The organism is Cupriavidus sp. 2SB (genome assembly GCF_005503625.1).
Taxonomy (GTDB): Bacteria; Pseudomonadota; Gammaproteobacteria; order Burkholderiales; family Burkholderiaceae; genus Cupriavidus.
The window spans coordinates 110,001-123,580 of the sequence record NZ_SCMX01000010.1 but is presented as its reverse complement, the minus strand read 5'-3'; the positions used below and the strand labels follow the sequence as shown (position 1 = coordinate 123,580).

The 13,580-nt window shown below is 63.5% G+C and carries 11 protein-coding genes; 8 read left to right on the top strand and 3 right to left on the bottom strand.

Annotation, left to right across the window (positions count from 1 at the left end; translation table 11 throughout):
* Nucleotides 1-104: 104 nt before the first annotated feature.
* Nucleotides 105-872, bottom strand: a complete 768-nt coding sequence (locus FFS21_RS07345; RefSeq protein ID WP_171020341.1) for a DeoR/GlpR family DNA-binding transcription regulator — start codon at nucleotides 870-872, stop codon at nucleotides 105-107.
* A 157-nt stretch (nucleotides 873-1,029) separates the two neighbouring features.
* On the opposite strand from FFS21_RS07345, the gene FFS21_RS07340 reads away from it, so the two are divergent.
* From FFS21_RS07340 to FFS21_RS07310, 7 genes are all read left to right on the top strand, one after another.
* A complete protein-coding gene (locus FFS21_RS07340) occupies nucleotides 1,030-2,148 on the top strand; it encodes an ABC transporter ATP-binding protein (protein ID WP_137924248.1) in 1,119 nt (372 codons plus the stop codon).
* A gap of 1 nt (nucleotide 2,149) precedes the next feature.
* Nucleotides 2,150-3,259: an ABC transporter ATP-binding protein gene (locus FFS21_RS07335; protein WP_137924247.1), complete on the top strand. Its 1,110-nt coding sequence runs from the start codon at nucleotides 2,150-2,152 to the stop codon at nucleotides 3,257-3,259.
* On the top strand, nucleotides 3,256-4,149 hold the full coding sequence (locus FFS21_RS07330) for a carbohydrate ABC transporter permease (protein ID WP_137924246.1): 894 nt from the start codon (nucleotides 3,256-3,258) through the stop codon (nucleotides 4,147-4,149). Before FFS21_RS07335 ends, FFS21_RS07330 begins: the two co-directional genes overlap by 4 nt.
* Nucleotides 4,142-4,972, top strand: coding sequence for a carbohydrate ABC transporter permease (locus tag FFS21_RS07325; RefSeq protein ID WP_137924245.1), 831 nt, complete (start codon nucleotides 4,142-4,144; stop codon nucleotides 4,970-4,972). The genes FFS21_RS07330 and FFS21_RS07325 overlap by 8 nt, the downstream gene beginning before the upstream one ends.
* 9 nt (nucleotides 4,973-4,981) lie before the next feature.
* The gene (locus FFS21_RS07320) at nucleotides 4,982-5,290 is read left to right on the top strand and encodes a DUF2160 domain-containing protein (protein WP_137924244.1); all 309 of its coding nucleotides are present in this window, start codon (nucleotides 4,982-4,984) and stop codon (nucleotides 5,288-5,290) included.
* Nucleotides 5,291-5,417: 127 nt separating this feature from the next.
* Nucleotides 5,418-7,148 carry an ABC transporter substrate-binding protein gene (locus FFS21_RS07315; RefSeq protein ID WP_137924258.1) on the top strand — a complete coding sequence of 577 codons (1,731 nt, stop codon included), beginning with the start codon at nucleotides 5,418-5,420 and terminating at the stop codon, nucleotides 7,146-7,148.
* Nucleotides 7,149-7,479: 331 nt separating this feature from the next.
* Entirely contained in the window at nucleotides 7,480-9,642 is a 2,163-nt protein-coding gene (locus FFS21_RS07310) for a TonB-dependent siderophore receptor (RefSeq protein WP_137924243.1), read from the top strand.
* A gap of 18 nt (nucleotides 9,643-9,660) precedes the next feature.
* Here the strand turns inward: FFS21_RS07310 and FFS21_RS07305 are convergent, their stop codons facing one another.
* A complete protein-coding gene (locus FFS21_RS07305) occupies nucleotides 9,661-11,646 on the bottom strand; it encodes a diguanylate cyclase domain-containing protein (RefSeq protein WP_137924242.1) in 1,986 nt (661 codons plus the stop codon).
* Between the two features lie 250 nt (nucleotides 11,647-11,896).
* Nucleotides 11,897-12,757 (bottom strand): LysR family transcriptional regulator, encoded by an 861-nt coding sequence (locus FFS21_RS07300; protein ID WP_137924241.1) that lies wholly within the window; start codon nucleotides 12,755-12,757, stop codon nucleotides 11,897-11,899.
* Nucleotides 12,758-12,847: 90 nt separating this feature from the next.
* On the opposite strand from FFS21_RS07300, the gene FFS21_RS07295 reads away from it, so the two are divergent.
* Nucleotides 12,848-13,456 (top strand): cysteine hydrolase family protein, encoded by a 609-nt coding sequence (locus tag FFS21_RS07295; RefSeq protein WP_137924240.1) that lies wholly within the window; start codon nucleotides 12,848-12,850, stop codon nucleotides 13,454-13,456.
* Nucleotides 13,457-13,580 lie beyond the last annotated feature (124 nt).

Sequence of the window (13,580 nt, the reverse complement as noted above, 5' to 3'; positions counted from 1 at the left end):
CAGGAGGCTCTGCTTGCCGATGCAACGCAATTTGCACCGCCGACCCTCTCCCCCACCCCTCTCCCGCCAACGGGAGAGGGGAGAAAGACCAGTGCGGGATAAATTCACTCCCCCGCCACCACACATCCCACTCCACTATCCGCCAGCATCGCGTCGAACGGCGCGCGTAGTGGCTCGTCCGTGAACAGCCGGTCGATTCTCGACACAGGCGCCAGTTCCACCATGGCCTGGCGGCCGAACTTGCTAGCATCCGCGGCCAGCCAGACTTCGCGCGAATGTTCCATGATGGCGCGCGCCACCTTGACCTCGCGGAAATCGTAATCGCGCAGCGTCCCGTCGGCCTCGATGCCCGAGATGCCGATCAGTCCGATATCCACCTTGAATTGCCGGATGAACTCCACCGTGGCCTCGCCGATGATGCCGCGGTCCCGCGAACGCAGCACGCCGCCGGCGACGATGACTTCGCAATCGGGGTTATCGGCCAGGATATTGGCCACATGCAGGTTATTGGTGATGACACGCAGCCCGCGATGGTGGATCAGCGCGCGCGCCACCTCTTCCACCGTGGTGCCGATGTTCAGGATCAGCGAGCAGCCTTCCGGCACTGCCGCCGCCACGGCGCGCGCGATGCGCACCTTGCCCTCGGCATTGAGCACCTGCCGCTGCGGATAGGCGATGTTCTCGGTGGTCGAACCGTCCATGCGCACGCCGCCATGAAAGCGGGCCAGCATGCCGTTCTCCGCCAGCAAATTGACATCGCGCCTCACGGTCTGCAATGTCACCCCGAACTTGCGGGCAAGCTCGTCGATCGAGGCAAAGCCCTGGCTGCGGACTTCCTCTAGAAGGGCGGTCTGGCGTGGATTCAGCGTCATGCCGGGCATTCTAGTTCAAACAGAAACGAAAACAAATGATGCGCTGCAGTATTGTTTTATGTTCGTTTATGCACTAAAACGAGCGGGGTAGATGAAAAAGTGCGCCTTGGCCGCCGTTTTCTAAGTGGCTTTGCAAGCACAAGAACATGGAGACCGGATGCAGCTCAGCCTGGACGGCATTGCGCAGCAAGTAGGGTCGCAAGCCTATCTTTATCCGATGTCGCTGGCCCCCGTGCCCGGCGCCGTCACCATCCTGCTGGGCACCACCCAGGCCGGCAAGACTTCGCTGATGCGGGTCATGGCGGGGCTGGATCGCCCCACGGCCGGCCGGGTACTCGTCGACGACGCTGATGTGACCGGCGTGCCGGTACGCGAGCGCAACGTGTCGATGGTGTACCAGCAGTTCATCAACTATCCCTCGCTCACCGTATTCGACAATATCGCGTCGCCGCTCCGGTTGCGGCGCGACAGCCGCGACGACATCGCGGCCCGCGTGCGTTCCCTGGCCGCGCGCCTGCATATCGAACACCTGCTCGACCGTTATCCGTCGGAACTCTCCGGCGGCCAGCAACAGCGTGTGGCACTGGCCCGTGCACTGGCCAAGAACGCGCCGCTGATGCTGCTGGACGAGCCACTGGTCAACCTCGACTACAAATTGCGCGAGGAATTGCGCGAGGAACTGACGCACCTGTTCGCGCAGGGCGATGCCACGGTGATCTACGCCACCACCGAACCCGCCGAAGCATTGCTGCTCGGTGGTCACACCGCAGTGCTCGATGCCGGCGAGCTGCTGCAATACGGACCCACGCCCGAGGTCTTCCACTATCCCGCTTCGCTGCGCGTGGCACGTGCATTCAGCGATCCGCCGATGAACCTGATCGAAGGCGTGCTGGCCGCTGGCCGTGTGACGCTGCCCGGCAATATCGTGGTGCCATTGCCCGAGGTGCGCGCCCCGGATGGACCCGTGACGGTTGGCGTGCGCGCCGCCGCGCTGCGCCTGCAGGCGGTGCCTGACAGCATCGCAGTGCCGGGCAAGGTGGCGCTGGCCGAGCTGTCCGGTTCCGATACCTTCGTTCACGCAGATACCCCCGCTGGTAACCTCGTGGCCCAGTTCGCAGGGGTGCTGGACCTGCGGCTCGGCGCGCCGCTCTCCCTCCATATCGAACCGTCGCAGCTTTACCTCTTCAACGCGGCGGGCGAGCGCATTCACGCGCCGCGTCGTCCCGGTGCGCTGGCCGATGTGGCCAGCCTGTCGCTGACCGGATCGGGGGCCTGACATGGCACGCATCGATCTCGATCTCGCCCATTCCTACGTGGCCCATCCGCAGAAGGATGAGGATTACGCGCTGCTGCCGCTGAACTTTACGTTCGAGGATGGCGGCGCCTATGCATTGCTCGGCCCGTCCGGCTGCGGCAAGACCACGCTGCTCAATTGCATCTCGGGGCTGCTACGTCCGTCGCAGGGCACCATCCGTTTCGACGGTGCCGATGTCACCGAAGCCTCGCCACAGGCGCGCAATATCGCGCAGGTGTTTCAGTTCCCGGTGATCTACGACACGATGACCGTTGGCGAAAACCTCGCATTCCCGCTGCGCAATCGCGGCGTGCCCGCTGACAAGGTGCGCGAGCGCGTGGGACGTGTGGCGGAAATGCTCGATCTCTCGTCATCGCTCGACCGTCGTGCCAGCGGACTGGCTGCCGATGCAAAGCAGAAGATTTCGCTGGGACGCGGGCTTGTGCGGCAGGACGTATCGGCCATCCTGTTCGATGAGCCGCTGACCGTGATCGATCCGCACTTGAAGTGGCAACTGCGGCGCAAGCTCAAGGAGATTCATCAGGAGTTCCGACTCACGCTGATCTACGTGACGCACGACCAGACCGAGGCACTGACCTTTGCCGAGCAAGTGGTCGTGATGTCGCGCGGCAAGGCCGTGCAAGTGGGTTCTGCCGATGCGTTGTTCGAGCGGCCCGCGCATACCTTCGTCGGTCACTTCATCGGATCGCCGGGCATGAACTTCCTGCCGGGCCAATGGCGCGACGGCGCCATCGAAGTGGCAGGGCGGCGCTATATGCCTGAACTCCCGCCGCAGACACTGGCTGCATTGCAGACGGCCGGCAGTTTCAAGATCGGCGTGCGGCCCGAGTATCTGCAACTCGCACTGGCCGATCATCCGCAAGCGATGCCGGTGCGCGTGGAACGTGCGCAGGACATCGGCACGTACTGGCTCGTGACAGCGACCGTGGCGAACGGCACCGGCGAAGCGCCTGCAACGATCCGCGCACGACTCGGCACGGAGGCCGCGGCGCTGCGTCCCGGCGATACCGCGTGGCTCACGGCGTTCAATCGCCATACCTGCTTCTATATCAACGAGGAACTGGTGCCATGAAGCCCGTGAACCAGAAGGCCTGGCTGCTGGTGTTGCCCGTGGTGATCTGCGTGGCGTTCTCCGCCATCCTGCCGCTGATGACCATCGTCAACTATTCGGTGCAGGACATCATCTCGCCCGAGCGGCGCGTGTTCGTGGGCACAGAATGGTTTGCCACGGTGCTGCGCGATTCGGAACTGCATGACGCGTTGTTGCGACAGCTCGGCTTCTCGCTGGCGGTGCTGTGCGTGGAGATCCCGCTCGGCATCCTGCTGGCGCTGGCCATGCCCGCACGTGGCTGGCAGGCATCGGCGGTGCTGGTTGTCATCGCGCTGTCGTTGCTGATTCCGTGGAATGTCGTGGGCACGATCTGGCAGATCTTCGGGCGTACCGATATTGGCCTGCTCGGCGCCGCGCTCGACGGCATGGGATTCGACTACAACTACACGGGCAGCGCGGTGGATGCCTGGGTCACGGTGCTCGTGATGGATGTGTGGCATTGGACACCGCTGGTGGCGCTGCTCTGCTATGCGGGCTTGCGCGCGATTCCCGATGCGTACTACCAGGCCGCGCAGATCGACGGTGCGTCGCGCTTTGCGGTGTTCCGCTTCATCCAGTTGCCCAAGCTGCGCGGCGTGCTGATGATTGCGGTGCTGCTGCGTTTCATGGACAGCTTCATGATCTATACCGAGCCCTTCGTGCTGACGGGCGGCGGTCCCGGCAATGCCACCACATTCCTCTCGCAGTATCTGACGCAGAAGGCCGTGGGGCAATTCGACCTGGGGCCGGCCGCTGCGTTCTCGATCGTCTATTTCCTGATCATCCTGCTGACGTGCTTCGTGCTCTATAACTGGATGCAGCGCGCTGGCACTTCGGGTGCGGCGGGCGTGGAGGAGGTGCCTCATGGCTGACCAGAAACTGCCCGGCCAGCGACCCGGCTGGTGGCGTCCCGTGTTCCTGACGCTGTACCTGCTGTTCGCCATCGTCCCGATCTACTGGATGCTGAACATGTCGTTCAAGACGAACGAGGAAATCGTGTCCTCGCTATCGCTCTGGCCGGCCGCGTTCACGATCGAGCATTACCGCACCATCTTCACCGACGCCTCGTGGTACTCGGGCTATATCAATTCACTGATCTACGTGGCGCTCAACACTGTGATCTCGATCAGCGTGGCGCTGCCCGCCGCCTATGCGTTCTCGCGCTATCGTTTCATTGGCGACAAGCACGTGTTCTTCTGGCTGCTGACCAACCGCATGACGCCGCCCGCTGTGTTCCTGCTGCCGTTCTTCCAGCTCTATACGACGCTGGGGCTGATGGACACGCACCTCGGCGTGGCGTTGGCGCACCTGGTGTTCAACGTGCCACTGGCGGTATGGATTCTGGAAGGCTTCATGTCGGGCGTGCCGCGCGAGATCGACGAGACCGCTTATGTCGATGGCTACTCGTTTCCGCGCTTCTTCCTGACCATCTTCCTGCCGCTGATCAAGGCTGGCGTGGGCGTGGCCGCGTTCTTCTGCTTCATGTTCAGTTGGGTCGAACTGTTGCTCGCGCGCACGCTGACATCGGTCAACGCCAAGCCTATCGTGGCGACGATGACGCGCACGGTCTCCGCCTCGGGCATGGACTGGGGTGTGCTGGCAGCGGCGGGCGTGCTGACCATCGTGCCGGGTGCCATCGTGATCTGGTTCGTGCGCCACTACATCGCGAAGGGCTTCGCGATGGGCCGCGTGTAAGGAGAGAGCATGCTGAACTGGATGGTATGGACCACGCCGGTGGCGGTGTTCTTCGCGCTGGTGGTGCTGATGCTGATCGGGATGACCGTCTGGGAAGTGCGCTCGCCCACGGTGGAGCGCAAGGGTTTCCTGCCGATTGCCACCACGCGCGGCGATCGACTGTTCATCGGCCTGATGATCGCCGCGTGGATCAACCTGGCATGGGTGGGTCTTGGCGAAAAGATGCAGGGATGGTTCGGGCTGGCAGAGGCACCGTCGGTCTGGATCAGCGCGGGCATCTCGGCCGTGGTGCTGTTGCTGGTGATGCGCAAGGGGTAACAGCACGTCACCACAAGAAAGGAATTCGCTGTCATGGGCTGCGAGATCTTTATCCCCTCCCCGGGGCCGCAACCCAGTTACAGATCCGGGGAGGGGTTGCTGAGGAGACACACTGATGAAGAAGCACGTGAAGTTGGGGATGTCGGCCCTGGCCTTTGCGGCGGCGCTGACATGCGGCCACGCTGCGTTTGCCGATGAGGCGGCGGCGAAGAAGTGGATCGATAACGAGTTCCAGCCTTCGTCCCTGGCCAAGGACAAGCAGCAGGCGGAAATGAAATGGTTCATCGACGCGGCGGCCAAGCTCAAGGCCAAGGGCGTCACGCAGATCAGCGTGGTCTCGGAGACGATCACGACGCACGAGTACGAATCGAAAACACTTGCCAAGGCGTTCGAGGAAATCACGGGCATCCAGGTCAAGCACGACCTGATCCAGGAAGGCGACGTGGTGGAGAAACTCCAGACGTCGATGCAGTCGGGCAAGTCCATCTACGACGGCTGGATCTCGGACTCCGACCTGATCGGCACGCACTATCGTTACGGCGCCATCCTGCCGCTGTCCGACTATATGAACGGCGCTGGCAAGGAATTCACCAATCCCGGCATCGACGTCAAGGACTTCATCGGCACCAAGTTCACCACGGCGCCGGACGGCAAGCTGTACCAGTTGCCCGACCAGCAGTTCGCCAATCTGTACTGGTTCCGTGCGGACTGGTTCGCGCGCAAGGACCTGCAGGACAAGTTCAAGGCCAAGTACGGCTATGACCTGGGCGTGCCGACGAACTGGTCTGCGTACGAGGACATCGCCAACTTCTTCACCAACGATGTGAAGGAACTGGATGGCAAGAAGGTCTTCGGCCATATGGACTATGGCAAGAAGGACCCCTCGCTGGGCTGGCGCTTTACCGATGCATGGCTGTCGATGGCGGGCGCCGCCGACAAAGGCCTGCCGAACGGCATGCCGGTGGACGAATGGGGCATCCGCGTGGCCGACGACAAGTGCACGCCGGTCGGTGCATCGGTCTCGCGTGGCGGCGCCACCAACAGTCCGGCGGCGGTCTATGCGCTGACCAAGTACATCGACTGGATGAAGAAGTACGCCCCGCCGCAGGCCATGGGCATGACGTTCTCCGAAGCCGGCCCCGTCCCCGCACAGGGACAGGTCGCGCAGCAGATCTTCTGGTACACGGCGTTCACCGCCGACATGACCAAGAAGGGCCTGCCGGTGGTCAATGCCGATGGCTCGCCGAAGTGGCGCATGGCGCCGTCGCCGTATGGCCCGTACTGGAAGCAGGGCATGCAGAACGGTTATCAGGACGTGGGCTCGTGGACGTTCTTCAAGAACACCGATCCGAATCGTCTGGCCGCAGCGTGGCTCTACGCGCAGTTCGTGACGTCGAAGACCGTGTCGCTGAAGAAGTCGCTGACCGGGCTGACCTTCATCCGCGACAGCGACATCAACCACGAGTACCTGACCAAGAACGCGGCCAAGTACGGCGGACTGGTGGAGTTCTATCGCAGCCCGGCGCGCGTGGCCTGGACGCCTACCGGCAACAACGTGCCCGACTATCCGAAGCTCGCCCAGCTCTGGTGGAAGAACGTGGCCACGGCGGTCACGGGCGAAAAGACCCCGCAGGCGGCAATGGATAACCTTGCCGAGGAAATGGACCAGGTGATGGCCCGCCTGCAGCGCGCGGGCATGGCACAGTGCGCGCCGAAGCTCAACCCGAAGGGTGACCCGAACAAGTGGTTGTCATCGGAACACGCCCCGTGGAAGAAGCTCGACAACGAGAAGCCGAAGGGCGAGACCATCGCCTATGACAAGCTTCTGCAGGCCTGGAAGGAAGGGAAGGTGCGCTAGGAAGTTTCTGATTTTTCAGATAGGTAGTGCGAACGGCGGCGCCCATGGCGTCGCCTTTTTTTTGCGCTGACAATTTTTGCGCGAATTACATCGCGACTTCGGTTTGATCAAGCGGCGGACGCAAAGGTGATCGACATCGACGCGGTGCACCGCAGCGTCGTTGGACACCGGCAACAAAGCGGCCTTTGTTGGCCTGACGTTGACCTGACGCAGCCTGGGGCTTCCCGACCCCGGGCTATAAACGCGAACTATTCGCATTGACCTGAAGGCGGTGCACGCGCTGGTGCGTGCGTCGACCTCCGGGCGTCTTTCACAACTTTCGGGAGTTTCAATGTCTTCGCACCGTCCATCTCGCGGACGCGCCGTTCCACGCGCCGTTCGCGCGTCCGGCCTGTCTGCCGTCCTGTCGCCCGTCGCTGCCGCCGTACTGGGGATGACGATTTCGCTTTCCGCCCATGCGCAGACCAACACCCACACGCTGCCGACGACAACCGTCGTCGGCGAGCGGACCGGCGAGGCGGAAAAAGTCGAGCAGGTCAGCAGCGGCGCGCTCGGCGAGCGCAAGGCCGTGGACACGCCATTCTCGGTCAATGCCGTGTCGAGCGACGAGATCCAGCAACGCATGGCGCAGACCGCCAACGACGTGTTCAAGTTCGACCCCGCCGTGCAGGTTCTCAGCGACAACGCACGCAACGAGAACGCGTATTTCGCCGTGCGTGGCATGCGCGTGGACATGCTCGACGGCACCAAGGTCAACGGCCAGAATTTCATGAGCTGGGACTCGGATGTCCCGCTGGAGCCGTTCGAACGAGTGGAACTGCTCAAAGGGCTGACCGGTTTCATGTACGGCTTCGGCTCGCCGGGCGGCATCATCAACTACGTGACGAAGGCGCCCACCGACAAGCCGCTGCGCGAGGTAACACTGGGTTACCAGATCAACAGCGTCTGGAGCGAGAAGCTCGATGTCGGTGGCCGCTTCGGCAATGAGGGCCGCTTTGGCTACCGCATCAACGCCGTGAACGAGGACGGCAACACCAACGAACCCAATGTCCACGTACGCCGCCAGACGTTCTCGCTGGCCACCGATTTCCGCATCACGCCAGATCTGACGTGGAACGCGGATGTCATGTACTGGAAGCGCAAGTCGCAAGGCACGCTGTTCGCCATGGCCTTCGGCCCGGACAAGATTCCCGCTGCGCGCAGTGTGGCGCGCAACCTGGCGCAGCCGTGGTCGTCGCACGAAACCGATACGTTGACCGTGGGCACCGGCCTGGACTACCGCATCAATAGCCACTGGAAAACGAGCTTCAACTATCGCTTCGCACGCCAGAACCGCCTGAACGCGGACAGTTTCCTGTGGGTGACGGACGACGCGGGCAATTTTGCAGACACCAACTACCGCTGGAAGACCGCGTACTACTATCAGGCGTACGACGCCCTGGTGCAGGGCAAATTCCAGACGGGCCGGCTGACGCACGACATCGTGGCCGGCATGGGCTACCAGTCGCAGGTGCAGGAACTCGATAGCGGCCCCGGCAGCCGTGGCGTCTTCATCGGCATGAACAACCTGTTCAATCCGGTGCTACTGCCCGAGCAGCCCGGCGTCGGCAAGGACTACAGCCCGTACCGCGACTACAAGATCCAGCAGAAGTCCGTGTACCTGAGCGATACCATGCAGATCACGCCGCGCCTGTCGGTGCTGGCGGGCGTGCGCTACAACATGTTCTCGCAGGACAAGTACAACTCGCAGGCGATACAGACATCCCGCTACAGCGCGAATCCGTTCACGCCGACGGCGGCGGTGATGTTCAAGACCGACCACTTCTCGACGGCCTATGCCAGCTACGTGGAATCACTGGAGCCGGGCGGCTCGGCGGGCCAGACCACGCTGAACGCCGGCGAGACCTTCGGACCGCTCAAGAGCCGCCAGTACGAACTGGGCTTCAAGACCGAGCGCAACAAGTGGGGCGCCAATGTTGCACTGTTTCGCGTGGAAAAAGGCTATGCGTACACGAACCTCTCGAACTATTTCGTGCAGGACGGCAAGCAGCAATTCACCGGCCTGGATACCAGCGGCTTCTGGCGCGTGACCCGCGACCTGCGCCTGACAGGCGGCGTGCTGTGGCTTAACACCAAGACCAGGGACGTGGACGACCCGAAGGTCAACGGCAACCGCGTGTTCGCCACACCGAACTACATCGTCACGGGCCGTGTGGAGTACGACACCCCGTTCCTGCCGGGGCTGACGCTGTGGACCGGCGCCAAGGTGACCGGCGCAATGTTCGTGAACTCGGCCAACACCAAGCAGATCCCGTCGTACACCACGGCAGACCTGGGCGCGCGCTACACGACACGCGCGGCCGGCAAGGAACTAACCGTGCGCGCCACACTGAACAACGTGTTCAACCGCCGCTACTGGACCACCACCTACGACGGCTTTGTGCTGCCGGCATCGACGCGTACGTTCATGATGAATGCGTCGATGCGGTTCTGATTGGTATCGGATACCGGGTCAGTTCTGGACCTCGGCGGCGATCAGCGCCGAGGTCTCTACGGCGTGGATGCTCCCCGCATGACACGCCTTGCCATGCCGCTTGGCTTCGTAGAGCGCCATGTCCGCCCGCATGAACAGTTCGCTGACCGAGGTGCCTTGGTCGGGGCGGTGCATGGCGCTGCCGACGCTGGCCGTGGAGACCAGGCGGCGGCCGTCGATCTCGAACGGGCGCAGGGCCGCGTGCACCACCGTATGGGCGATGCGCTCCACGGTGTTCTGGCTGTGTACGTTATCGAGGATGATCGCGAACTCGTCGCCGCCGATGCGCGCCACGGCGTCGCCAGTGCGCACGCAAGCGCGAAGACGTTCGGCGAATGCAATCAGCAACTGGTCGCCGATGGGGTGACCATGGGTGTCGTTGACGGCCTTGAAGTCGTCGAGGTCCACCAGTAGCAGGGCGGCGCGGTGGCCATTGGCGTCGGCGCGCGCCATCATTTCCTGGAGGCGGCGGTCGAAGCCCTTGCGGTTCAGCAAGCCAGTCAGGTGATCGGACAAGGTCTGGGCTTCGAGCGAGCGCAGCTTCTGCCGTTCGCCCGTGACGTTGCGCGAGAACATGTGCAGGCCAGCGAGGGTCGCCGTTGCGTCCTGCGCATCGTTCCAGGCGGGCTGGAACGTGACTTCCCACGCCGTGCCATCGGTGGCTTCGCGCGTGAAGGTGACCGGGTCCCCGGCGCGCGCCTGTTCGAGGAATGGCTGGTAGGCCACGTATTCGGCCGTGCCCCAGAGTTCGCGCAGCGACAGCCCCGCGATCTGCGCGGCGGGTAGCCCGAAGTGCAGCGCGAAAGCCTGATTCACGAAGACGAAGCGTTCGCTGGCGTCAATGAACGCGACAAAGTCCGGCACGTGGTTGGCGATCGCCTCCAGCCGTTTCTCGCTGGCAGCGGCGCTGTCCTTGGCGGCTTTCAGCGCGGCTTCGCGCTCGGACAGTTGCGACATGACCTCCGAGAATGCGCCGGCCAGTTCGCCGATCTCGTCATCGCGCTCCACTGGCAGATCGGCCACGGCCGCAGGCTGTTCGCACAGGCGGCGCACGGTGCGGTGCAGGTGTTCGAGCGGGGCCAGCAGCCGCCGGATCATCAGCCACATCAGCAGCGCCGCGATGCCGAGCGATGCCAGGGCAACAGCAATCGCGCGATGCCTGACTTCGAACAGCGGCGAGTAGGCTTCGGCGGCCGGAAGCACCGAGATGATTTCCCAGCCGTTCGATTCCAGCAGGCGGCGTGCCACGACGGGTTGGACCGGTGACAGGACTTCCCAGCGCGACTCGGGCTGCTCGGCGCCGCACGCTTCACCGATGGCCAGCGCAGGCTTCAGCACCCGGGAGGTATCCGGATGCATGGCATATCTTGGATTCGGGCCTGCCGAGACCAGACAGTAATAGCCGGTAACGCCCACGCGATGTTGGGCGAGTTCACGCAGGAAGTTGTCGGCGGACAGGTTCAGCACACCGCCGACCACGCCACGCAGTGCGCCTTTCGCATCGCGCAGCGGGACGGCCAGGATCACGCCCGGCGAACTGGTGTGCTTGCCTTGCAGCAGATCCGACACCGCGAAATCGGCGCCGCGCACAATGTTCTGGAAATAGTCGCGCTCCCAGACGGATACCTTCTTGTCCAGGGGGACGGCCGTGCTGAAGACCACATTCCCATCAGGCCGGACGAGGAAGACGGCGTTGAAATGCTCGGGCATGTCCACCGTATCGGTAGCCAGACGGAGCAACTGGGCGGGGGACTGGTCAAGCGAAGGCGATAGCGTCCGTGCGAGCCGGCGGAGCACCACGGCGCGCGATTCAAGCTTCTCGTCGAGTTGGTCGGCAATGAGCCTGACCAGTGTGTCCTGCTGCGCCTGAACCACCTCGTTCAGCCGCGTGTAAGCGTAGTACTGGGAAAACCCCGAGCGCGCCACGAATACGAGCGTGACGACCGCTGCGGCGGCGATTGCCATCCTGTACTTCAATGAGTGCCGCATGGAACGCATCTTGAATTTATGCGCACTGACCCGTTTCTCGGTTGCCTTTGGGCTTTGTGCAACGACCCTGCCCATCTGTTCGAACCTCTACGGCAGCCGGGTGGAAGCGTAGCAGAACTGCAACTTATTGAGCGGCGTCAACGAGTCATTCGCGTGCGGCTCACCACATGGGGTGACGCATGCGGCGCGTCGTTGCAGCAATGCGACACCCGTCTGAAACAGGTGTTCATGGGCAAGCAGTCAGGGTCTCTGCCAGCCAGTCGATCACGGGACGGAATCGTGACGCGCCCCGAAACTCGACGGGGTAGGCCAGCCAGATCTCGCGGATCACTTCCGGCACAGGGCGCACACACCAGAGTCCCGGTTCCTTGTCGCCCAGATAGTGAGGGAGCAGGGCGACGCCGAGGCCGGCGCGTACGCCCTCGCGCACGGCAAAGAAGCTGTTGGACTGGAAGGCTAGGCGCCGCGCCTGGGCCTGTGGCCATTCCACTTCGGGTAGCGCGAAACCTTCATCGAGCAGGCCGCAGATGGGTGTATCGCGCGACTCGGCCACGGCGGTGGACATGCCCGAGGGCGCGTAGAGCCCAAAATGCATCGTGCCGGCGCGCTGCGCGACGATGGTGTCTTCCTGCGGACGCGCAAGCCGCACGGCAATGTGCGCGCGGCGCTTGGCAAGACTGGTCACCCGGTTGTCCACTTCCAGCCGGACCTCCAGCTCGGGATTCGACGCATAGAGCGCCGGCAGCCGAGGCGTCAGGACCATGCTGCCCAGCGACGCAGTGGAGGCAATGCGCACCACGCCCGACACGCCGGTACCTACCCCTTCGATTTCGCGGATCAGCCGGTCGGCCGATTCTTCCATCTGTCGGGCGGCAATCAGTGCATTGCGGCCTGCGGCGGTGAGCACGAAGCTGCCGTCGGCGCGAGTCGCCACAGGTTTGCCAAGCGCGGTCTCCAGCCGCCGGATGCGCCGGATGGCCGTGGCATGGGTGATATCGAGTTCGCGGGCGCAGGCGGAATAGCTGCCGGCTCGCATCAGGGTGGACAGCGTTAGCAGGTCGTCCCAGGCAATTGTGCTTTTTTGCACGGCAAGTGTGAGTCTGTGGGGAATTGGCGCACAGGTTAGCGCGCTCTACGATGCCTGCATAGTCACCGCACACTACCTCGGAAACCCACCATGACCGCTGCCGCACCCTTCACGTTGCTCGACGCCGCTGGCGCCAGCCGCAAGCCATCCGCCTGGTCCGAGGCGGTGCTGGTCCTGGTAGACCATCAGCGCGAGTACGTGGATGGCAAGCTGCCGTTGACGGGCATGCCCGAGGCTGTGGCCGAATGTGGCGCGCTGCTTGCCCTGGCGCGGCAGCACGGCACCCCGGTCATCCATGTGGTGCATCACGGCAAGGCCGGCGGGGCGTTCGATCCGGATAGCATCCACGCGCAGATCATCGACGGTCTGCAACCTGCCAAGGGCGAGCAGACGCTGGTCAAGAGCCTGCCGAACAGCTTTGCCGGTACGGATCTCGCGGCGCGGCTGCAGGCGATTGGACGCCGGGAACTGATCGTGGCTGGCTTCCAGACGCATATGTGCATCAGCGCGACTGTGCGCTCGGCGCTCGACCATGGCTATCGCGTGACGTTGGTCGCATCCGGCTGTGCCACGCGCGATCTGCCGGACCCGCTCGGCGGCGATCCGCTATCGGCTGCCGATCTGCATCGCTACACGCTCGCCGCGCTCAACGACCGCTTTGCGACGGTGGTGCAGGATGCGTCGGTGTGGTCGAAGTAGCACGGGTCAATCAGGGCGCCGATACATCTTCGCAGTTTCTTTGGATTCGCCGGGTCGGGCATACTAGCGCCTTCGAAAAACCCGGCCGCTGGATGGCCGGGTTTGCATACAACTAGAAACGCCG

Bases quoted from the DNA above. Each gene is read 5' to 3' on its own strand.
- FFS21_RS07345 (WP_171020341.1), bottom strand. From the start codon at position 872: ATGACGCTGAATCCACGCCAGACCGCCCTTCTAGAGGAAGTCCGCAGC.
- FFS21_RS07340 (WP_137924248.1), top strand. From the start codon at position 1,030: ATGCAGCTCAGCCTGGACGGCATTGCGCAGCAAGTAGGGTCGCAAGCC.
- FFS21_RS07295 (WP_137924240.1), top strand. From the start codon at position 12,848: ATGACCGCTGCCGCACCCTTCACGTTGCTCGACGCCGCTGGCGCCAGC.
- FFS21_RS07310 (WP_137924243.1), top strand. From the start codon at position 7,480: ATGTCTTCGCACCGTCCATCTCGCGGACGCGCCGTTCCACGCGCCGTT.
- FFS21_RS07335 (WP_137924247.1), top strand. From the start codon at position 2,150: ATGGCACGCATCGATCTCGATCTCGCCCATTCCTACGTGGCCCATCCG.
- FFS21_RS07325 (WP_137924245.1), top strand. From the start codon at position 4,142: ATGGCTGACCAGAAACTGCCCGGCCAGCGACCCGGCTGGTGGCGTCCC.
- FFS21_RS07320 (WP_137924244.1), top strand. From the start codon at position 4,982: ATGCTGAACTGGATGGTATGGACCACGCCGGTGGCGGTGTTCTTCGCG.
- FFS21_RS07330 (WP_137924246.1), top strand. From the start codon at position 3,256: ATGAAGCCCGTGAACCAGAAGGCCTGGCTGCTGGTGTTGCCCGTGGTG.
- FFS21_RS07305 (WP_137924242.1), bottom strand. From the start codon at position 11,646: ATGGCAATCGCCGCCGCAGCGGTCGTCACGCTCGTATTCGTGGCGCGC.